This is a genomic window from Anaeromassilibacillus sp. An200, from assembly GCF_002160025.1.
Classification (GTDB): Bacteria; Bacillota; Clostridia; order Oscillospirales; family Acutalibacteraceae; genus Caccousia; species Caccousia stercoris.
In genome coordinates, this window is the sequence record NZ_NFJU01000003.1 from 89,375 (window position 1) to 109,328 (window position 19,954).

Consider the following 19,954-nt stretch of genomic DNA (forward strand, 5'->3'; position numbering starts at 1 on the left):
TCAAAAACGGAAATACAGGAACGGGTTATAGCTTGCGTCCACCAGGTAAGCGGTGCTCAGAAGCAGCAGCAAAGCGGCGCAGATCGAGCGGAGCGCGGCGTAAGGAAGGGGTCTCCGCTTGGAAAAGCGGGAGAAAGCATCCCGGATCCGTTTTGGAATCCCAGCGGACGCGATGCAGAGAACGATCAGCAGAATCAGGTTGGTGTAGAACAGATAAATAGTCTCATTGGAAAGCAGTTTTCCACCGGCTCCAAACAGAGCGGAAAGATAGGAAATTCCCAGCGAAAGATCGTCAAAGGCAAACAGCACCCATCCGATCAAAATAAAGAACAGGGCATAGACATGCTGGAAAAAGGATGGGATTCTTTCCAGTACGCGGAGCAGGAACAGCTTTTCCAGAATCAGCAGGATGCCGAAATAGACGCCCCACAGAAGAAAATTCCAGCTTGCCCCGTGCCAGATTCCTGTCAGAGCCCATACAATGGCAATGTTGCGGATCTGAATTGCCGGTCCGCGCCGGTTTCCGCCGAGGGGAATATACACGTAATCGCGGAACCAGCTGCCCAGCGTAATATGCCACCGCCGCCAGAATTCTGTGATGCTTTTGGAGCGATAGGGATGATCGAAATTTTCCGGGAAATGAAAGCCGAACATCAGGCCCATTCCCACCGCCATATCGGAATAGCCGGAGAAGTCGAAATAGATCTGGAATGCGAAGGCAAAGAGTCCCAGCCAGGCCATCAGCACAGGCAGATCCCCAGCCGGCATAGCTGAGATTTCCTCCCACACAAGGCCGATGCTGTTGGCCAAAAGGACTTTCTTTCCAAGTCCCTGCAAAAAGCGTGAGATCCCCTGGGAAAAGGCGTCGCGGGACTCGCTGCGTCCGGTCAGCTGATCCGCGATGGAATGGAACTGGACGATGGGTCCCGCGATCAGCTGGGGAAAGAAGGAAACATACATACCGAAGGCCGCCAGATTTTTCTGCGCCCTGGCTTCTCCCCGGTAGATATCCACAGGATAGGAAAGCGACTGGAAGGTATAAAAGGAAATTCCGATCGGCAGAGCGATCTTGAGCAGAGGGAGCTCCCGTCCCAGAAGAGCGGAGATGTTTTCCAGAAAGAATCCTGCATATTTGAAGATACCGAGCAGCAGGAGATTGATTGCAACGGAAACCGCCACCACGACGCGTGCCTTTTTTCGTTCTTCGCGATCACAGAAACGCTGTACCAGCCAGCCCAACGCATAATTGAGGACAATGGAGCCGACCATCAGCCAGATGGCTACCGGTTCCCCCCAGCTGTAAAACAAGAGGCTGAACACCAGAAGGATCAGATTGCGGGCGGTGCGAAAACGCTTGGGAATGACAAAATAGAGCAGAAGAACAAGCGGAAAGAACTGATAAAGAAAGATTAGGCTGCTGAATACCACGAGAGTTCCTCACCTTCTGTCGTAAAATAGAGGATTCACAAGAAAAGCAGAAACCGCGGCGCCGATCCCGGCGCCGCGGCTCCTGATGCTGCCGGGATCAGCCCGCCAGTGTTTTGTCAATCGCGTCAATGGCGATCTGGTTCTGCTCCTCATGGAAGGTGACTGCGGCCGGATCGTCCGCCAGCAGATCATCGGGAGCAAAAGCGCCGAGCATGATAAAGAACACATAATCGCCCTTCTGATACACCTTGGAGGCGTTGACCTTGGGGATGTTCATGGGGTACTGCAGGGAGTTGTTCACCAGATCATCGCGGTAGGCGTTGAGAGCGGAGACAATAGATTCCGCCTTGCCCTCCTTGGCGTGAACGGCTACAAATGTGTCAACCTGCGTGCTCATCATGGCAACCTGTCCGATTGCCTCCGTGTAATCTTCGGAATTCAATCCGAAACGGGTTTTGAGATCCTCGGCCGTCAGGTCCATGGAAGGAAGATAATTCTCACCGTACGCGCTTTTCACAGCGTCCAGGATGGTGCTCAGAGCTACAGTGCTGGAAGCAGCGGCATTGTCGGAAGAAGGAGTCTGGCTTGCCTGCGGAGCAGAGGAGGGAGAAGAGGGCTTCTCAGAGGTGGCTGCCTGGGAAGGAGCGGCTTCGGAGGACTCAGTCTCAGAAGACTCCGCTTCAGAGGATTCTGCCTCGGAGGATTCCGTTTCAGACGATTCTGCCTGAGAGGATTCGGTCTCGGAGGAGGTGATGGCGGAGGAAGATCCGGAGGAAGCCGTATCACCGCCGCTGGTGCAGGCGGTGAACAGGGAAGCGCACATGGCGCAGACGAGCAGAGCGGCAATCAGTTTCTTTTTCATCATTTGGAAATCTACCTTTCGTATGAAAATAATAATAAAAAGCGATGGTATGAATATCGCGGGTAAACGGAAGTTTTTGGCACAAAAATTCTGGTTTTGAAATACATTGGTACTAGAGTAACGGCGGAATCCTGCGGCTTGCCGTGCGGGCAGAAAGGTTCCGAAGGCGCGTTCCCGGGACGTGCGGCGGACCCGGCGGCCGTGGGCTCCGGCGGTACTAACCCCCGATTTGTGTCATGCTAGGAGGATTCAGCTATGGATGATACCAGTTTTGTTTCGACGGGCTGCTCGTCGAATTGCTTTAAGGAAGCGGTCTGCATCGATGCGATGCGTGTGTATGACAGCTGCAGTGAACCGCAACCCTGCGGTTGTCACAGCTGTTATACATCCGGTGAGCAGCGCAGCTGAATCTCAAAGGAAACATGGTGTCCGTCCGGGCCGCGTTCGCTCCGGCAGAGAATGGATCGGACCAAAAGGCGCCAAAGCCTGTTTTCCTCGGCAGGAGATGCACCATCCAGCGCATCTTCCGCCGTAAAGTCCTTTGTGCGCTGAGGATTGTCCGGAGCGGCGGGCAGGCGGCAAAGCTGCTCCGATAGTTTTTCCCGCTGAGCGAGCAATATGCGGCGGCGTTCTTCGTAAAGAGCGGGGGAATAGATTCCGGATTCCAGAAGGGTGCAAAGACGCCCTTCCTGTGTGCGCAGCCGTTTTTCCGCTTTAAGAAGAAGGTATTCGCGTTTTTGATCGCAGGGATCGGGCGCGGCGGGCTGAATGGGGATCCGGCGAAGCAGCGGACGCAAAGCGTTCCGAAGTGTATCCGCGGCGTCGGAGAAATCGCAGGAGGGGCAGCAGCCGGCCCGCTCACACAGCAGATAGCCGCCCGGCCGGTTGGCGCGGGGACGCAGCTGCATCAGACCGCCGCAGTTGGCGCATCGGATCAGGCCGGCGAAAGGGTTGACCAGCTCGCGGCCGGTTCCTGACGGTTTGCTTCTCGCCCGCATGCGTGCCTGTACGCGGTCGAACAGCTCCTGCGTTACAATGGCAGGGTGCTTCCCATGCGTAACCACCCATTGCTCCCGGTTGTTTTCGATTTTCCGGCAGCCGGGCGACTGCCCGCCGGAGCGGAGAAACCGGCGGCGGTTCCAGATGACGGTTCCCGTGTAAACAGGATTGCGCAGAATGTTCATGACAGCTCCTCGTGTGAAAGCTTCGCTTCGTCTGGGGTGCGCGCCGCAGGCGTTGAGAAAGGCGGCAATCGCCGGAGTCCCCTCGCCGTTTGCATAGGAGAGAAACATTTGGCGGACATATGCGGCCTCGTCCTCTCGGATTTTGAGCGTCGGCAGGCGGCCCGCTCTGGTTTTTTCATACCCATAGGGAGCGTTTGCCAGGTAACCGCCGTCGGCGGCTGTGCGTTCCACGCCGCGCCGCATCCGCTTTTTGATCAGCTTGAGCTCTTTGCGGGCGAAGAAGGTTTGCAGCTCCGTGTAATCCTCGTCCATCTCATCCCGCAGATCGTACGTTTTCTGGGGAGTGATGATCCGCACACCTGCTTCCTTGAAGGTTTCCAGAATCACACCCTGCTGGCTCATGGTGCCGCGGCCAAGGCGATCGATGTCCATACACAGGACAGCTTCGCATACACCGTCCTTCACATCACGGAGCAGGCGCAGCATTTCGGGCCTCGCGTAGAGATCCTCGCCGCTGACAACCTCCTCGTAAACGCCGCAGATTGTCAGCTGCATTGCGCGCGCCGTTTCCTCCAGTGTTTCCCTGTGGCGGCGCAGAGTGTCTCCGGTGCTGTCAGACAAATCCTCTGCCCGGGATTTGCGCAGGTACATACAGGTTTTCATGCTCCCTACCTCCTTTACAGAAGATAGGTATGAAAGGACGGCGGGAAATATTTTCGTTTCCCGCCTTGAATACCAGCGGAAAAAAGCGAATGTTACAGAAAAAGAAAAATTTTTTTGCAGTATCTGCCCTGTCATAAAAATCGGAGGACAGCGATTATCCTTAAAGGAAGAGGGAAGTGTGCCGGAAAACTGCCGTTGAAGCAGGGAAATCCAGGCTTCCTTTGATACGGACAGGAAAGGAGAAGAGAGCTATGGAGAAGAAAAAAGAACGAATTGCTCTGCGGGACGAAGGAGAGCGGCGGAGCAAGCCGGTGTTTTTTGTTACGCTGCTGCCGCCTCCTCAGGAGGAGAGGCTGGAGGAATGGCTTTATGAGCTGGAGCGTGAAGCGGCGAATCTGATACAGAGAAGGTTGCAGTGATAAAGACTGTCTGGAAGATCTGCGCGTCTACTTCACACAGGACAAAAACGATCTGATCGCAAACGCAACAAGCGCCCATCTGCGGAGCGTGGATGTGATCACGGTTTACCTGAACCTGGAACCGGTGCCGTTCAACAAGGGCTTCTATTCGGTCGACATGACGTTTTTCTTCGACGTCTGCCTGGACATATGCTCGGCCCCGGCGTCCGCGTCCGTGGTAGTAAGCGGCATTGCAATTTTCAATAAGAAAGTGATCCTTTACGGTGGGGAAGGAAATGTCAAATCCTTCAGCTCCGACAACGCCTGCGAATCGGTGGACCCGGCCTGCAGCCGCGTGCTGCCCAAGGCCAGCGTGCAGGTAGCGCAGCCGATCGGTCTGGCCGCCTATGTGAAGGATTGCTGCTCGCACTGCGACGCCTGCTGCCATATTCCCGACGGGATCTGCCGCCGGTACGGCGGTGGGTTTGACTGCAACTGCCGCCGCGGCATTTATATCGCGGTGGGGTTGTTCACCATTGTCCAGATCGTGCGCAACGTGCAGATGCTGATCCCGACGTACGATTTCTGCATCCCGGAGAAGGAGTGCACTACCTCCACCTCCGACAGTCCCTGCGATATGTTCAGCCGTATTGATTTTCCGACCGACGAATTTTTCCCGCCCAAGGCCGGGGATTCCTTCTGCGAGAGCCATTGCTCCTGCTGCCAGAGTAATCAGAATACTTCCTCAGGCTGTTCCGGCCGTCCTTCCTGCTCCAGATAAGGGCAGCGGAAAACGCCAAAAGGGGCTGCATCCATATTCGGATGCAGCCCCTTCTTTCTGTTGAGGGAGATACGATTAGTCGAGATTTTTAACCGGGTTGACGCGGGTGACATTGACCTTGCTGCCATCGGTTCCCTCGATATTGCCGGTGTACATCACGGACACCTTGTCGCCGATTTTCAGACCGTTCGGCATGTTGTCCAGATTGGTGTCCTCACCGATTGTGAAGGTGATGGAACCGTCATTGGTCTTGAGAACAAAGGTGTTCATTGTAGCGTCCTCAATGGTTCCCTTCATCACATGCTCCATCGGAGCGGGGTCGCCAGACTCTGCCGCCTGAGAAGCAGCTTCAGACGCCGCCTGAGAGGCAGCCTCGGAAGCAGTCTCGGACACAACTTCACTTGCCGTCTCCGACGAAGTCTGTGCTTCAGACTCCTCTGGTGTCTCCGATTCCGTACCGGATACCGTGGAGGAAACGCTTGTCCCGGAGGACGTGGAGGAACTGGTCGAGTCGGTATTTCCACAGGCAGCCAGCGTGGCGAGCATAGCGCAGAGAAGAAGCACTGCTGTCATTTTTCTAAAAATCTTGTTCATGATTCAACCTCTTTTCCGGGATCCGCTTGAAAGCGGACCACTCTTTAGCTTTGGTGTGGCTATTATCCTACCCTGAATTTGTGAAATTGGTGTGAACAAAACAAAAGGAATTTCTGACAACGTTTTACAGGCTGTATGCCAGGCCGTTTGACAGGCATCTGGAAAAAAAGTATACTGATTTCCAAATGAAAGGATAAGCCAAATTTGTTTGTCTGAAAGGAGCCTGATCGATTATGGCACAGGAAATCACACAGGAGCGGCAGAGCGAAATTGCTCATGCTAACCAGCTTCAGGTGGAGGTGATGAAGGGCCTGCAATGCGGGGAGCCGGTGGAGCGTCTTCTGCTCAAGGCTCTGGAAAGCATGGCGCTCAAGGAGAACGACACTGTATCTTATCCGGAGGCAAAGAAAACCCTGATTGCTGTTTACGGCGATGCCCTCGGCCAGCCGGTTCCGCTTCAAATTGAATTGGAAGAGTTTGAGGAACGGCTGGAGCGCCTTCGCAAGGCATACGAGGAAGGAAAGGAGACGGAGCCGAAGGATACCCAGGAGCGTGTGAAAAACGCCATCATGGCACATGAGAACCGCATCGCTCTGCTGAAGAAAAGGATTGGTCAGGAATGAGGGGGAGGGAAGCGTTGGAAAGCGTGCGGTGCTTTTCCACTCCATTTGGGGAAGCGTGGCTGGGAGAGAGAAAAGGCGCACTGTCTGTTCTGCGCTTGGGAGAGCCTCCGGCCGATTTGCCGCAAAAGGAAACGGAGCTGTCGGAGGGGACGGTGCGCTGGCTTCATGCCTATTTCGACGGTACACAGACTCCTTTTCCGTTTCCGCTCCTGCCGCAGGGAACACCGTTCCAGCAGAAGATTTGGCGCGGCCTTTTGGAAATTCCCTATGGGGAGACGCGTTCCTATGCCTGGCTGGCGCAGCGCGCAGGGAGCCCTAAAGCATTCCGCGCTGCCGGGGATGCGTGCCGGCGCAATCCTGTTTGGATTGTGATCCCATGCCATCGCGCCATTGCGTCCAGCGGGGCGCTGACCGGTTATGCGGGCGGGCTTGCGATGAAACAGGCGCTGCTTGCTTTGGAAAGGGGGAACGGCTGATGCTGTATCTCGGATGCCATCTTTCCTCATCGAAAGGATTTTTGCAGATGGGGAAAACAGCCCTGTCCATCGGGGCGAACACGTTTCAGTTTTTTACGCGCAATCCCCGGGGGAGCCGGGCAAAGCAAATGGATCCCGCGGATACCCTGGCTCTAAGGGAACTGATGCGGGACAACGGCTTTTCGGCTATTGTGGCGCACGCTCCCTATACGCTCAATGCCTGTTCCTCCACGCCGGAAACCAGAGAGTTTGCGGAGCAGACCATGGCGGACGATCTCCGGCGTCTGGAAGAGTTGCCCGGTACGCTTTACAATTTCCATCCCGGAAGCCATACGGGGCAGGGAATGGAGGAAGGCATTCGCCTGATCGCGGACCAGCTCAACCGGATTCTGACACCGGAGCAGCATACAACAGTACTTCTGGAAACCATGGCGGGCAAGGGGACCGAGGTAGGAGGACGTTTTGAGCAGCTGCGGGCAATTTTGGATCGCGTGGAGCTGCGCGATCATCTTGGCGTATGCCTGGATACTTGCCATGTCCACGACGCGGGCTATGACATTGTGAACGATCTTGACGGCGTTCTGCGGGAGTTTGATCGGGTCATCGGGCTGTCCCGTCTGCGTGCCGTTCATCTCAACGACAGCAAAAACCCGCTGGGAAGCCATAAGGATCGGCATGAAAAAATCGGGGAAGGCTTTCTGGGTTTGGATACGTTTGCCCAGATTGTCCGGCACCCGCAGCTTCAGGGCCTGCCGTTCTGTCTGGAAACACCAAATGAGCTGCCTGGTTATGCGGCGGAGATCGCTCTCCTGCGCGGACTGGAATGATTTCCCTTGAACGGGCCCGCTTTTTTTGCTATACTATATCCGTATATTGCTTTTTCCCGTGGAAACCGACAGAGGGGAAAAGCGGTGAATCCTGAGAGGAAAGGCTCTGATATTTTATGGCAACCGTAACGCTTCTGGCCTGTACGCCGGAGCCGGAAAAGCTGGTGGCTGCGGCGGCGAAGCTGTGCTATTCACCGTCCTCCATTGAGACGATCCGCGAGGGGCTTACAGAGGAAAAAACTTCTTCCTTTGTACAGATGCTGGCGGAGATCGGCCACGAAAGCCCTATTGAGCACGCAAGCTTTACCTTCGGTATCGAGGGGGTGTCGCGCTCGCTTCTGGCGCAGATCACACGCCACCGTATTGCGTCGTACAGCGTGCAGAGCCAGCGCTATGTGGCAGAGGATTCCTTTGCGTATGTCATTCCGCCGGAGATTGAGGCCATCCCGGAGGCGAAGGAGGAGTTCCTGGCTGCCATGCGCGAGGATCAGCAGCACTATGAGCGTCTGACGGCTCTTTTAATGGAAAAGCACCGAGAGCAGCTTCTGCGCGAGGGAAAGACAGAGAAGGAGGCGGAGCGTGCCGCGGAAAAGCGCGCGATCGAGGATGCGCGCTTTGTTTTGCCCAATGCCTGCGAAACCAAGATGGTGTGTACCTTCAACGCCCGTTCTCTGCTCAATTTCTTTTCTCACCGCTGCTGCAACCGCGCCCAGTGGGAGATCCGGGATGTGGCCTGCCAGATGCTGGAATTGGTCCGTGAAGCGGCTCCCCATATTTTTGAAAAGGCGGGACCGCCCTGCCTGCGCGGCGCCTGTCCGGAAGGAAAAATGACCTGCGGAAAAGCCGCCGAGGTGCGCCGGAAATTCGGAGGCAAGGCATGAGAGGACTTTTGATTACAGTTGAGGGCCTTGACGGCAGCGGAAAGGGAACGCAGTCGCGGCTGCTTCTGGATTCCCTTCAAAAAAGGGGAATCCCGGTGCGGCTGGTGTCGTTTCCCGACTATGAACATCCCTCTTCCACGCTGGTCAGACAGTATTTATCCGGCGAGTTCGGCAGCAGGCCCGGCGATGTCAACGCCTACGCCGCTTCCTCCTTTTTCGCGGTGGACCGCTTTGCCAGCTACCGCAAGTATTGGCGGGAAGCTCTTCTTGTAGGCGAATGTGTTATCGCAGATCGGTACACCACCTCCAATATGGTGTATCAGCTCACAAAGCTCCCCCGGGAGGAATGGCAGACGTTTCTGGACTGGGTCTGTGATTTTGAGTATGGAAAGCTGGAGCTTCCTCAGCCGGACTGCACACTTTATCTGGACATGCCGGTGGAGATCTCCCAGCGCTTGCTGAGCAGCCGGTATGCGGGAGATGAGAAGAAAAAGGATATTCATGAAAGCAGTCTGGCGTACCTGAAAGCTTGCCGTGCTTCCGCTCTTTACACGGCGGAACGCTTTGGCTGGCGCATGATTTCCTGTGCCGCAGGGCAGAATCCTAAGACAGTGGAGGAAATCCACACAGAAGTGCTTTCTTATATAGAGGAAGCGATTTGCCAAAGGACAAAAAACAAAGGAACGTGACACAAAGGAGGAAGACGGCCTGAGGCCGTAAACTGTATGCTGAATTTCTATTATCCGGAACTCAAGGACCGTGACTGGGTACAGCCGATACTTTCCGCTTCCGGCGGTCTTGGCAGTGAGCATGCGTTCGGTACGATGTATGTCTGGCGCTGGACGTATTGCCGCCAGATTTGCCGCTATAAGGATTTTCTGCTCTCCGGATTCGGGAAGGATCTGCGGGCTTACGTTGTTCCCGAGGGAACGGGTGACCTGCGCGAAGCGGTGGAAGTGTTGATCGAGGACGCGAAAGAAAGAGGAATCCCGTTCCGTCTGTGGGGTGTGACCAAGGAAAGGCTGGAGGAATACGAAAGCCTGTTTCCGGGGAAATTCGATTACCTGCCCCTGCGGGATGACGCCGACTACCTGTACCGCTCCGAGGATTTGATCCAGTTGGCGGGACGTAAGCTGCACGGCAAACGGAATCATCTGGCACAGTTCAACCGCTCCTACCAGTGGACGTATGAGGAGGTTTCCCGCGAGAATTTCAAGGACTGCATGGCGGTGGCGCATGAGTGGTGTCTCAAGCATGGAAGCTGCGGAGAAGATGGCCACAGCGAGGAGAATTGCGCCGTGGCAGCGGCGCTTCATGGCTTTGAACCGCTTGGCATGAAGGGCGGCCTGATCCGCATCGAGGGAAAACCTGTGGCCTTTACCGTTGGTGAGGAGATCAATCCCCGGTGTTTTGTGATTCATTTTGAAAAGGCGGTTGACGGCTACAATGGCCTTTATGCAGCCATCAACCACGAATTTGCGGCCAACGCCCTTTCCGGATACGAATATATCAACCGGGAGGAGGATATGGGCATAGAGGGTCTTCGCAAAGCAAAGCTCTCCTATCAGCCCGCTATCCTGCTGGAGAAGTATATGGCGGTTCCGAAGGGAGAAACGCTGTGATAGGCCCCGCCCGGCCCGGGATGGAGCGGCAGCTTCGGGAATTGTGGCAGGCGTGCTTTCATGAACCCGCCCGCCCGGTCAATTTCTATCTGCGCACACTGTACCGTCCTGAGAACTGCCTGGTTTACAGCTATGGAGATCGACTGGCTTCGATGGTGCATCTGCTGCCGTGCCGCGTACAGCTTGCCGGCGGAGAAACAGCGGAAGCGCATTATATCTACGCCGCCGCGACCTTCCCCGAGTTTCGGGGGCGTGGATTTGTCTCTTCGCTGCTGGCCTGCGCTGCGATGCGCGGTATGGAGCGGGGACAGTCCTATTCAGCGGTTTTGCCTGCGCATGATGGCCTGATCCCGCTGTATGAGAAGGCGGGCTACCGCCCGTATTATCGGGTGAAGCGGCAGACGGTGACGGCAGATCAATTGCGTGCCGCCTGCACGAATCCTCCGGCGGGACACCGTCTTGCGTCCTGGCGGGAGCTGTGCCGCTGCCGGGATCGATGGCTTCAAAAACGGCCGGGTTCTCTTCTGTGGGGAACAAACGGATTTTTTTATGCGGCACAGAGCGCCCGCCTGTATGGGGGGAAGCTTTTGATTGCAGGAGAGGGGGAAACGCTTTCCTATGCGCTCTGCACGGGGGACGGAGTCCGCTGTGAGGTAACGGAATGGGCGGCGTCTTTGCAGACACAGGCGGAGCTGTTCGGGCTTCTTCTGCGCGACGCTCCCGCTGAAACGTATGCGTTCCGCCTGCCGGCCGGAGGGATGCCCCTTTTTTCGGATGTCCCATGTGAGGAACAGTCTTTCGGTATGCTCAAGCCTCTTTCCGGCTGTGAGCTTCCCGCGTTCCTCCCGGATTGTCCGCCCTATCTGGGATTGTCTCTGGATTAACTGGTTTTATCACAAAGGAGGTTTTTCGGATGATTTATGTGTTTTTGGCAAACGGATTTGAAGAGGTCGAGGCTCTGACGCCTGTGGATGTCCTGCGCCGCCTGGGCTGTGAGGTCAAAACCGTCGGTGTTGGAGGCAGGGTGATTACCGGCTCCCATGGCGTTCCTGTAACGGCGGATTTGGAGGAAAAGGACGTCGTGACAGATGGGGCGGAAATGGTGATCCTTCCCGGCGGCATGCCCGGCACTCTCAATCTGGAAAAATCTCCTGTGGTGCGCGCGGCGGTGGAAGCCGCGGCGCAGGACGGCGCCTGGGTGGCCGCGATTTGTGCGGCGCCTTCTGTGCTGGGTCATCTTGGCCTTCTGGAAGGGCACACTGCAACCTGCTATCCTGGCTTTGAACAGGAACTGAAAGGAGCCAGAACAACGGGAGAGCCGGTGGAAGTCAGCGGACGTTTTGTCACCGGACGCGGCGCGGGAGCCGCGATGGCCTTTGCCCTTCGTCTGGGAGAACTCCTGTGCGGCGAAGAAAAGGCCCGGAAGATTGGGGCGGCGATGTGCGTCCCGGGGCTGTGAGCCTGCTTTCCGCTACACTGCGCAAGGATGGGTGAGCCCATGCGTACCAGAAATATCAACATCAAGGAACTGAAAAATTCTCTGCGCCTGCACAGCCGCTCCTTTCGGGAAAACATGGAGGAAAACAGGAAAAGAAAGGCGGACGCGTCCATTTTCCGCCGCCTGACCTCCTTGCGCGAGTATGTGCAGGCCCGATGGATTTATACTTATGTGAGCAAGCCGATCGAGGTGGATACCATCGCCCTGATCCGCCGTGCTCTTGCAGACGAAAAGCATGTTGCAGTGCCGCGCTGTGTGCCTGGAACCCGGGAGATGGAGTTCTATGAAATCCATTCGATGGAAGAGCTGGAGCCTGGAGCTTTTGGGGTGCTTGAACCGGTGCCGGGCCGCTCCCGGCTGGTGCAGGAGGATACGGGCGGTCTGTGTGTGGTGCCGGGTCTCAGCTTTGATTCCGAGGGATACCGGCTCGGCTATGGAAAGGGCTATTACGATCGATTCCTTTCGCGCTTTCGCGGCGTGACCGTAGGAGCCTGTTACAGCGGATGTGTTCGCCGTATGCTTCCGCACGGCTATTTTGATCGCCCGGTGGATATCCTTGTCACGGAGCGCTGTATCCGCAATATTTCCAAACCGGCAGTTCGTCCGCATCCGGGAAACGGAGGAAACAGAAAGCATGAACGAAAACAATCATAACCTGCATCCCTCAGAGGAAGAGCTTAGCCGCCGCCTGCGGGAAAAAAGAGTCAGCGGCTTTTCGCTGAACATTTCAGACGAAGAGTATGACAATACGCAGGATTACGAGGAACCCTCCTCCATCAGCAGCTACAGCGATCCCTCTGTCGCACAGCAGCAGTCTGCACAGGCCGCACGCGGCGAGAGGCAGGCCAAAAAACGCGCGGAGCTGGCACATAACGCGAGAAACCGCCAGAAACGAAGAGGAAACCGTCTCTTTTTCCGGATGGTCTGGCTGCTTGTGGTGGTTCTGGTTTCTCTGGTGGCAGGGCAGTATGCGGTGGCCGGTATCAATGACATGCTGGCCACCGGACGCGAAGCGATTGACGTTACTGTGGATCTGCCGGTCGATCCGACAACAGATCAGGTGGCTGATATCCTGGAGGAAAAGGGGATTATCCGGGAGAAGTTCTTTTTCAAACTGTATGCTCGCTTCACCAATTCCAGCGAGTATTACAGCAATGGTACCTTCCAGCTGGATACCTCCATGGATTATCAGGCTATCATCAATACCTTGCAGCGCTCCTCCAACCGTCTGGACACGGTTCGCGTGATGATCCCCGAGGGAACCAGCATTGTGGAGCTGGCTTCCTTGCTGGAACAGAACGGTGTTTGCTCCGCCAACGATTTTATGGAAGCCTGCAATACCACGGAGCTGGATGAAAGCTATGATGTGCTCGGCGCGATTGAGGACAGAGGTCAGCGGTATTATCATCTGGAGGGATATCTTTTCCCCGATACTTATGATTTTTACCAGAATGACAACATTTCTTCCGTGCTGATGAAGCTGGTCAACAACGCGAATAAAAAGCTGATGGACGAAGAGCTTCAGGAGCAGATTGCAAACTCCGGCATGTCAATGGATGAAGTGCTTACGCTGGCTTCCATCATTCAGATGGAGGCGGCCGATACCGACGATATGTATATGGTTTCCTCTGTCCTGCACAACCGTCTGGACAACGGCGCGCAGTATGACATTTACACGCTTGACTGCGACTCCACCATGTACTATCCGTACCGCACAAAGGATCAGGTGCCGGAAGCCCAGCGGGAAACCTTTGTCAGCACATACAACACCTATAATCTTGGAGGCTTGCCTCCGGGGCCGATCTGCAATCCTGGTCTGGATGCGGTGAAAGCGGCATTGAATCCGGAGAGCACAAACTATTACTATTTCTGCCACGACGCGGAGGGAAACGCTTATTATGCCAGAACATCCTCTGAGCATGAGCAGAATCTTGTGAAGGCAGGGCTGCGCTGATGAGAAAACCGGAGGTTTTGGCTCCCGCGGGCGATATGGATCGTCTGCGGGCTGCCCTGCGCTTTGGCGCGGACGCCGTTTATTTGGCAGGTTCGGAATTTGGGATGCGCTCGGCGCCGGCCAACTTTACCCCCGAAGAGTTGAGGGAGGCCGTTTCGCTTGCCCATGCGCAGGGAGTGCGCGTCTATCTGACGTGCAACACCATTCCCCGCAGCGACGAGATGGAACGCCTTCCTGCCTTTCTTGCGCATGCGCAGGAAGTCGGGGTGGACGCGTTTATCCTCACGGATCTCGGTGTGATGGAGCTTGCCAGGGAGTATGCGCCAAAGGTGGAGCTGCACATTTCCACGCAGGCTGGGGTGGCCAATTACGCCGCCGCAAACGCTTTGCACCGGCTCGGCGCTTCCCGCGTCGTTCTTGCCCGAGAGCTTTCCCTTTCGGAGATTGCCGTTCTGCGGGAGCGCACACCGCCGGAGCTGGAGATCGAAGCCTTTGTGCACGGAGCCATGTGTATGAGCTTTTCCGGACGCTGCCTGCTCTCAAATTACCTGACCGGCCGCGATGCGAACCGTGGTGACTGCGCCCAGCCCTGCCGCTGGAAATATGCACTGGTGGAGGAAAAGCGGCCGGGCCAGTATATGGAGATCGAAACGGCGGGCGAGGGCTCGTATATCCTCAACTCGCGGGATATGTGCATGATAGAGCACATCCCCGAGCTGATACAGGCCGGAGTGACCAGCCTGAAAATCGAGGGAAGGGCGAAGTCCGCTTACTATGTTTCGGTGATCACCAATGCCTACCGGCAGGCGGTCGACTGGTGTTTGGAACATCCGGCAGAGCCGGTCCCCGCATGGATGGTCCGGGAGACGGAGGCGATCAGCCACCGGCCGTACAGCACCGGCTTTTATTTCGGTTCGGAGCCGGGGCAGGAGACGGTGCACGGCGGTTATGTGCGTGACTGTGAGGTGATTGCCGTCTGTGACGGGCGGCAGGGGAGCGATCTGCTCCTGACGCAGAAAAACCGTTTCTTTCGCGGCGATGTAGCTGATGTGCTGGAACCGGGACGCCGCCCTTACGAGGTTCCCCTTGACGCGATTTTCAATGAGGATGGGGAACCGCTCGAATCCGCGCCGCATCCGGCCATGCGTGTGCGTCTGCGCTCGGATGCGCCGGTTTCTCCCGGTGCGATTCTGCGAAAGTGGTCGGCGTTGGAAGGGAAAACAGAATAAAAAGCGTCCGCGAGGGGGAAACTCCTACTATCCGGGCGAGTGAAAAGGGGGCGCGCCGCGTCCCCTTTTCTGCGCCTGAAAGGGGGATGAACCGTGGAACGGCGGGTGGCAGGCTTTTTTGGAATCGTAATGCTGGGGCTTCTGATCTGCATTTTGAGCGTATATACGCTTTCGCTGGGAGAATCGCTGGCGGAAACGGCGCAGCGGCAGAGCAGCTACCGGCTGACAGTGAACGAGACGCGCGGAACCATTTATGACTGCAATCTGCTTGCGCTTACGGGAGAGCAGGAGCGCTGGGTGGCCGCGGTGGCTCCCGGCGTGCAAACGGCCTCCGATCTCAGCCGCGCGATGGGGAGCGACGGTGTCGCGGAAATCTCCTCCCTTCTGCAAAACGGCACACCGTTTGCCCTGTCCCTTCCGTCAAACGTGTCCGGGGATGGGATTCTGACCTTCCAGATCCCGGAGCGGTACGGGGATTCCCAGCTGGCTGTCCATGCGATCGGATATCTTGACGGTTCCGGGCATGGTGTGGCGGGCATGGAAAAAGCATACGAAGAGTATTTGTCAGAGCAGAAAGGGGAAATATCTGTTCTGTATCAGGTGGATGCCCTGCATCGTGCGCTGGCGGGTGAAACGCCCACTGTGACCGATACGACGTATCTTGGGAAAGGCGGGCTGGTGCTGACGCTGGATAAACGGATTCAGGAGATCGCAGAACAGGCAGCGGAAAAATCGCTGACAAAGGGAGCTGTTCTCGTGGCGGAGGTGCCGTCCTGCAAAATCCGGGCTATGGTGAGCCTGCCGACGTTTGATCCGAACGAGGTGGCCCAGCTTCTGGAGGACGATGACTCCCCACTGATGAACCGCTGTCTGGCTCCGTACAGCGTCGGTTCCGTGTTCAAGCTGGTTTCCGCTGCCGCTGCGCTGGAGTCTGGACTGACTCCGGATGTTTCCTATGAGTGTACCGGCAGTATTACGGTTTCCGGCGGCGATTTCCATTGCTACAATGAGGAATCCCATGGCGTGGAGGATATGCAGTCCGCGATCGCCAATTCCTGCAACACCTACTTTGTCCATCTCATGCAGCAGGTGGATCCTTCCCTGTTTCTCAATATGGCAAAACGCTTCGGCTTTGGCTCCGGGACACAGCTTGCCCCGGGATATGTGTCCAGCTCCGGGATTTTGCCGTCGGAAAGCTCTCTGCGGGTTCCACAGGCTTTGGCAAATTTTTCCTTTGGACAGGGGGAACTGACCGCTACTCCGCTCCAGATTCTGGGAATGGTGAACGCAATTGCTTCCGATGGAGAGTATACGGCGCCTTCGCTGGTGCAGGGAACGGTTGACGCCTCTCTCCAAACCGTGTCCGGCGTGGAGGAACAGGAACCAACGCGTGTTTTGAGCGCTTACCACGCCGCTCTTTTGCAAAATTTCATGCGTGCGTCTGTGGAGGACGGCACCAGTACCAAGTATTCTCCCGCGCATGGCGGGGCGGGAGCCAAAACAGCGACGGCGCAGACAGGCCGCTTTGACGAAAATGGGGTGGAGCAGGTCCATTCCTGGTTCGCGGGCTTTTACCCGTATGACGATCCCCAATATGTGATTGTTGTCTTTTCCGAAACGGGAACAGGAGGCGGCCCCACCTGCGGCCCTGTTTTCCAGGAGATTGCCGACGGCCTTTGGGAGCTGTTTCTTTCCCAGTAAAACGGAGAAACGCTTTGAAAGGCGAAATTCTGTGAGATTTGTCGGTTGACAACCGGGGAGAATCCGGCTATAATTTTTATGTTTCATAGGAGCCTGAGGAGCGGCTGTACCGTGTCCGTGAGGCTTCCGGCATTGAAGGGAAACGCGCTGTGTCGCTTCGCGCAGAGAGGCCCTTGTCCTTCGGGACGCTGTGAGAGGGCTGCGAAAGGGTACGGAGGCGGCCGTCCCGGAGCCCCGTGCGAAGAGTACGGCGTTTTCCGCGTTAAGGAGACAAGAGAGGCGCTGCGGCGCAATTTGGGTGGTACCACGGGTTTCCCCGTCCCATATTGGGAGGGGGAGCCCTTTTCTTTTTGCGCAGGCCGCAAACATGATTTCAGAATAAGGAGTCGGGTCAAGTTATGCAGTGGACAGGATTAAACGAACTGAGAGAAAAGTATCTGTCGTTCTTTGAGAGCAAGGGGCATCTGCGCCTGCCGAGCTTTTCGCTTATTCCCAAGGATGACAACAGCCTTCTGCTGATCAATTCGGGCATGGCACCCATGAAGAAGTACTTCACAGGAGAGGTTACGCCGCCCCGCAAGCGTGTTACCACCTGCCAGAAGTGCATCCGCACGGGCGACATTGAGAATGTCGGCAAGACGGCGCGCCATGGCACCTACTTTGAAATGCTGGGCAACTTCTCCTTCGGCGACTACTTCAAGCATGAAGCGACCGCCTGGGCGTGGGAATTCTGCACAAAGGTGCTGGAAATGCCTGTGGACAAGCTGTGGGTGACCATTTATCAGGACGATGACGAAGCGTTCGAAATCTGGACCAAGGAAGTTGGCGTTGCCCCGGACCGCATTGTGCGCATGGGCAAGGAGGACAACTTCTGGGAGCATGGCTCCGGCCCCTGCGGCCCCTGCTCGGAGATTTATTTCGATCGCGGTGAGCAGTACGGCTGCGGAAAGCCCACCTGCGGTGTCGGCTGTGACTGTGACCGCTATGTGGAGTTCTGGAACGTGGTGTTCTCCCAGTTTGACAGCGACGGCAAGGGCAATTACCCGCCGATGGCACACCCGAATATTGATACCGGCATGGGTCTGGAGCGTCTGGCCTGCATCATGCAGGGCGTGGATAACCTGTTCCTCGTTGACACGGTGCAGAATATCATGAAGCATATCTGCCGCATTGCCGGTGTCACCTATGGCGAGGATGAGAAGAAGGACGTTTCCCTGCGTGTAATCACCGACCATATCCGTTCCACGACCTTCATGATCGGCGACGGCGTGATGCCGAGCAATGAGGGACGCGGCTATGTTCTCCGCCGTCTGCTCCGCCGTGCCGCTCGTCATGGCCGTCTCCTCGGCATCGATCGCCCGTTCCTCTCCGAAGTGGCCGAGACCGTGATCCATGAGAACCTGACCGCGTATCCCGAGCTGGATGAAAAGCGCGCCATGATTCTCAAGCTGATCCGCGTCGAGGAGGAGAGCTTCGCCAAGACGATCGATCAGGGCATGCAGATGCTCAATGATATTCTGGATCGCCTTGATACAAGTGTGATGACCGGCGAGGACGCGTTCCGTCTGAACGACACCTATGGCTTCCCGCTGGATCTGACGAAGGAAATTGCCGCCGAGCGTGGATTTACCATTGACGAGGAGGCGTTCCGCGAGAAGCTGCAGGAGCAGAAGGTGCGCGCCCGCAATGCCCGCAAAAACGCGGGAGCCGACGCATGGCTGGGAGAAAGCAATCTGCTCGACGGCGTGCCGGAGACGCAGTTCCTTGGCTATGAGGAGCTGTCCTGCCGTGCGAAGATCCTCGCGATTGTGAAGGACGGTGCTCGTGTGGATTCCGTGACAGCCGGCGACGAGGCTGTAATCGTGTGCGACCGCACCGTATTTTACGGCGAGGGCGGCGGACAGATTGGCGATATTGGAACGGGCGAATCTGAGGACGCAATGTTCACCGTGGACAACACCACCAAGAACCATGCGAAGAACTATCTGCACCATATTTCCGTGACGGCGGGAGCCGTGTCTGTTGGGGAAGAGGTTTCCCTGAGCGTGGACGCGGAGCGCCGTGCCGCTATCATGCGCAACCACACGGCGGCTCACCTGCTTCAGGCTGCTCTGCGCCGTGTGCTGGGCGACCATGTTGAACAGGCCGGTCAGCTGGTCAATGAAAAGCATGTCCGCTTTGACTTTACGCATTTCTCCGCGCTGACTCCGGAGGAGATTGCACAGGTGGAGTTGCTGGTCAACCAGGAAATCCTCAAGGGCGTGGAGGTAAGCTGCCGCGAGATGCCGATCGAGGAAGCGCGCAAGCTCGGTGCGATGGCTCTGTTCGGGGAAAAGTATGGCGATATTGTCCGTGTCGTTTCCGTGGAGGATTTCTCGCGCGAGTTCTGCGGCGGCACCCATATTTCCAATACGGCGAAAATCGGCCTCTTCAAGATTGTATCGGAATCCTCCGTGGCTTCCGGTGTGCGCCGGATTGAAGGCGTGACAGGTCTCGGCGTTCTGGGAATGCTGACGGACGCGACCGCGCTGATTGGCAGCACGGCGATGGTCATGAAGCTGAACAACCCCGCTGACATTGGCGTGCGCGCCGCCCAGCTCATGGGAGAGATCAAGGAGAAGGATTCTGCGATCGAGGCGCTCAACAGCAGGATTGCGGGCATGCAGATGGATGGCTTGTTCTCTGAGGCAAAGGAGATCAACGGTGTGAAGGTGATTACCGCGCTCTTCTCCGGCACGGAGCCTGCCGCTCTGCGGACCATGTGCGACCGTATCCGCGATCAGGCCTCTGAGATTGCGGCGGTTCTTGCCTGCACCAGCGGCGGAAAAGGCAGTATCGCGGCGACCGTCGGCAAGGGCGCGCAGGCTAAGGGCCTGCATGCCGGACAGCTTGCCAAGGCAGTGGCGCAGATCACCGGCGGTAACGGCGGCGGAAAGCCTGATTTCGCCATGGCGGGCGCCAAGGATCTGACCAAACTGGATGAGGCTCTTGCTGCGGCGGAAACGATTGTTGCGGACATGATGAAGAAATAATCTGCAAGGTTTGTTTGTGAGATTTCCGATACCCCCTGGCAAAAGAGACGAAAAAATTCTTTTCAGCACTTTTTTCATGTGCTATAATATGGAATGAAAAACGGATGTACGGAGTCCTGCGCCGGCGACTGCATCCTTGGTCAAAAAACCAGGAGCACCGCCCGCGTAAAGCTTCGGAGCGGCAAGGGAAAGTGGTGAGAA

General features: G+C 56.5%; 19 protein-coding genes. 15 read left to right on the forward strand and 4 right to left on the reverse strand.

The features are described 5' to 3' along the window. The 3 genes from B5F35_RS02395 to B5F35_RS02405 all read right to left on the reverse strand — a co-directional run bounded on the left by B5F35_RS02395 (position 1) and on the right by B5F35_RS02405 (position 4,137). On the reverse strand, positions 1-1,428 hold the full coding sequence (locus B5F35_RS02395) for an MBOAT family O-acyltransferase (RefSeq protein ID WP_087237706.1): 1,428 nt from the start codon (positions 1,426-1,428) through the stop codon (positions 1-3). A gap of 97 nt (positions 1,429-1,525) precedes the next feature. Next, positions 1,526-2,293 (reverse strand): DUF4358 domain-containing protein, encoded by a 768-nt coding sequence (locus B5F35_RS02400; RefSeq protein ID WP_087237708.1) that lies wholly within the window; start codon positions 2,291-2,293, stop codon positions 1,526-1,528. Between the two features lie 377 nt (positions 2,294-2,670). Continuing rightward, positions 2,671-4,137: a recombinase family protein gene (locus tag B5F35_RS02405; protein ID WP_162611306.1), complete on the reverse strand. Its 1,467-nt coding sequence runs from the start codon at positions 4,135-4,137 to the stop codon at positions 2,671-2,673. 251 nt (positions 4,138-4,388) lie between these two features. On the opposite strand from B5F35_RS02405, the gene B5F35_RS18635 reads away from it, so the two are divergent. Together B5F35_RS18635 and B5F35_RS02410 are read left to right on the forward strand one after the other, a co-directional pair. Next, the gene (locus B5F35_RS18635; RefSeq protein WP_162611307.1) at positions 4,389-4,556 is read left to right on the forward strand and encodes a hypothetical protein; all 168 of its coding nucleotides are present in this window, start codon (positions 4,389-4,391) and stop codon (positions 4,554-4,556) included. Between the two features lie 94 nt (positions 4,557-4,650). Then, positions 4,651-5,316, forward strand: coding sequence for a hypothetical protein (locus B5F35_RS02410; protein ID WP_242969367.1), 666 nt, complete (start codon positions 4,651-4,653; stop codon positions 5,314-5,316). Positions 5,317-5,391: 75 nt separating this feature from the next. Here the strand turns inward: B5F35_RS02410 and B5F35_RS02415 are convergent, their stop codons facing one another. Next, positions 5,392-5,910 (reverse strand): hypothetical protein, encoded by a 519-nt coding sequence (locus B5F35_RS02415; RefSeq protein WP_087237712.1) that lies wholly within the window; start codon positions 5,908-5,910, stop codon positions 5,392-5,394. Between the two features lie 233 nt (positions 5,911-6,143). Here B5F35_RS02415 and B5F35_RS02420 point away from each other — a divergent pair, with 233 nt between their 5' ends. The 13 genes from B5F35_RS02420 to alaS all read left to right on the forward strand — a co-directional run bounded on the left by B5F35_RS02420 (position 6,144) and on the right by alaS (position 19,753). Continuing rightward, on the forward strand, positions 6,144-6,533 hold the full coding sequence (locus B5F35_RS02420; RefSeq protein WP_087237714.1) for a hypothetical protein: 390 nt from the start codon (positions 6,144-6,146) through the stop codon (positions 6,531-6,533). Next, positions 6,530-7,009 (forward strand): methylated-DNA--[protein]-cysteine S-methyltransferase, encoded by a 480-nt coding sequence (locus B5F35_RS02425; RefSeq protein WP_087237716.1) that lies wholly within the window; start codon positions 6,530-6,532, stop codon positions 7,007-7,009. The genes B5F35_RS02420 and B5F35_RS02425 overlap by 4 nt, the downstream gene beginning before the upstream one ends. Next, a complete protein-coding gene (locus B5F35_RS02430; RefSeq protein ID WP_087237718.1) occupies positions 7,009-7,836 on the forward strand; it encodes a deoxyribonuclease IV in 828 nt (275 codons plus the stop codon). Before B5F35_RS02425 ends, B5F35_RS02430 begins: the two co-directional genes overlap by 1 nt. Before the next feature lie 116 nt (positions 7,837-7,952). Continuing rightward, positions 7,953-8,717 (forward strand): FAD-dependent thymidylate synthase, encoded by a 765-nt coding sequence (gene thyX / locus B5F35_RS02435; protein WP_087237720.1) that lies wholly within the window; start codon positions 7,953-7,955, stop codon positions 8,715-8,717. Continuing rightward, positions 8,714-9,406, forward strand: a complete 693-nt coding sequence (locus B5F35_RS02440; RefSeq protein ID WP_087237722.1) for a dTMP kinase — start codon at positions 8,714-8,716, stop codon at positions 9,404-9,406. Before thyX ends, B5F35_RS02440 begins: the two co-directional genes overlap by 4 nt. A gap of 36 nt (positions 9,407-9,442) precedes the next feature. Beyond that, positions 9,443-10,339 carry a DUF2156 domain-containing protein gene (locus B5F35_RS02445; RefSeq protein ID WP_087237724.1) on the forward strand — a complete coding sequence of 299 codons (897 nt, stop codon included), beginning with the start codon at positions 9,443-9,445 and terminating at the stop codon, positions 10,337-10,339. Further along, positions 10,336-11,223: a GNAT family N-acetyltransferase gene (locus tag B5F35_RS02450; RefSeq protein ID WP_140401125.1), complete on the forward strand. Its 888-nt coding sequence runs from the start codon at positions 10,336-10,338 to the stop codon at positions 11,221-11,223. The genes B5F35_RS02445 and B5F35_RS02450 overlap by 4 nt, the downstream gene beginning before the upstream one ends. Before the next feature lie 29 nt (positions 11,224-11,252). Continuing rightward, positions 11,253-11,798 (forward strand): DJ-1 family glyoxalase III, encoded by a 546-nt coding sequence (locus tag B5F35_RS02455; RefSeq protein ID WP_087237728.1) that lies wholly within the window; start codon positions 11,253-11,255, stop codon positions 11,796-11,798. A 39-nt stretch (positions 11,799-11,837) separates the two neighbouring features. Beyond that, positions 11,838-12,491 carry a 5-formyltetrahydrofolate cyclo-ligase gene (locus B5F35_RS02460; RefSeq protein WP_087237730.1) on the forward strand — a complete coding sequence of 218 codons (654 nt, stop codon included), beginning with the start codon at positions 11,838-11,840 and terminating at the stop codon, positions 12,489-12,491. Next, positions 12,472-13,791, forward strand: coding sequence for an endolytic transglycosylase MltG (gene mltG / locus B5F35_RS02465; RefSeq protein WP_087237732.1), 1,320 nt, complete (start codon positions 12,472-12,474; stop codon positions 13,789-13,791). The genes B5F35_RS02460 and mltG overlap by 20 nt, the downstream gene beginning before the upstream one ends. Continuing rightward, positions 13,791-15,020: a peptidase U32 family protein gene (locus B5F35_RS02470; RefSeq protein ID WP_087237734.1), complete on the forward strand. Its 1,230-nt coding sequence runs from the start codon at positions 13,791-13,793 to the stop codon at positions 15,018-15,020. The genes mltG and B5F35_RS02470 overlap by 1 nt, the downstream gene beginning before the upstream one ends. Positions 15,021-15,113: 93 nt before the next feature. Next, positions 15,114-16,721 carry a peptidoglycan D,D-transpeptidase FtsI family protein gene (locus tag B5F35_RS02475; protein WP_087237736.1) on the forward strand — a complete coding sequence of 536 codons (1,608 nt, stop codon included), beginning with the start codon at positions 15,114-15,116 and terminating at the stop codon, positions 16,719-16,721. 398 nt (positions 16,722-17,119) lie between these two features. Beyond that, complete coding sequence (gene alaS / locus B5F35_RS02480) at positions 17,120-19,753, forward strand: alanine--tRNA ligase (RefSeq protein WP_087237738.1); 2,634 nt, start codon at positions 17,120-17,122, stop codon at positions 19,751-19,753. The last annotated feature ends 201 nt before the right edge of the window (positions 19,754-19,954 follow it).

Excerpts from the sequence above, each read along its gene's own strand:
- B5F35_RS02400 (WP_087237708.1), bottom strand. The coding sequence starts at position 2,293 with ATGATGAAAAAGAAACTGATTGCCGCTCTGCTCGTCTGCGCCATGTGC.
- B5F35_RS02405 (WP_162611306.1), bottom strand. The coding sequence starts at position 4,137 with ATGAAAACCTGTATGTACCTGCGCAAATCCCGGGCAGAGGATTTGTCT.
- B5F35_RS18635 (WP_162611307.1), top strand. The coding sequence starts at position 4,389 with ATGGAGAAGAAAAAAGAACGAATTGCTCTGCGGGACGAAGGAGAGCGG.
- B5F35_RS02415 (WP_087237712.1), bottom strand. The coding sequence starts at position 5,910 with ATGAACAAGATTTTTAGAAAAATGACAGCAGTGCTTCTTCTCTGCGCT.
- B5F35_RS02420 (WP_087237714.1), top strand. The coding sequence starts at position 6,144 with ATGGCACAGGAAATCACACAGGAGCGGCAGAGCGAAATTGCTCATGCT.
- B5F35_RS02425 (WP_087237716.1), top strand. The coding sequence starts at position 6,530 with ATGAGGGGGAGGGAAGCGTTGGAAAGCGTGCGGTGCTTTTCCACTCCA.
- B5F35_RS02430 (WP_087237718.1), top strand. The coding sequence starts at position 7,009 with ATGCTGTATCTCGGATGCCATCTTTCCTCATCGAAAGGATTTTTGCAG.
- thyX (WP_087237720.1), top strand. The coding sequence starts at position 7,953 with ATGGCAACCGTAACGCTTCTGGCCTGTACGCCGGAGCCGGAAAAGCTG.
- B5F35_RS02440 (WP_087237722.1), top strand. The coding sequence starts at position 8,714 with ATGAGAGGACTTTTGATTACAGTTGAGGGCCTTGACGGCAGCGGAAAG.
- B5F35_RS02445 (WP_087237724.1), top strand. The coding sequence starts at position 9,443 with ATGCTGAATTTCTATTATCCGGAACTCAAGGACCGTGACTGGGTACAG.
- B5F35_RS02455 (WP_087237728.1), top strand. The coding sequence starts at position 11,253 with ATGATTTATGTGTTTTTGGCAAACGGATTTGAAGAGGTCGAGGCTCTG.
- B5F35_RS02460 (WP_087237730.1), top strand. The coding sequence starts at position 11,838 with ATGCGTACCAGAAATATCAACATCAAGGAACTGAAAAATTCTCTGCGC.
- mltG (WP_087237732.1), top strand. The coding sequence starts at position 12,472 with ATGAACGAAAACAATCATAACCTGCATCCCTCAGAGGAAGAGCTTAGC.
- B5F35_RS02470 (WP_087237734.1), top strand. The coding sequence starts at position 13,791 with ATGAGAAAACCGGAGGTTTTGGCTCCCGCGGGCGATATGGATCGTCTG.
- alaS (WP_087237738.1), top strand. The coding sequence starts at position 17,120 with ATGCAGTGGACAGGATTAAACGAACTGAGAGAAAAGTATCTGTCGTTC.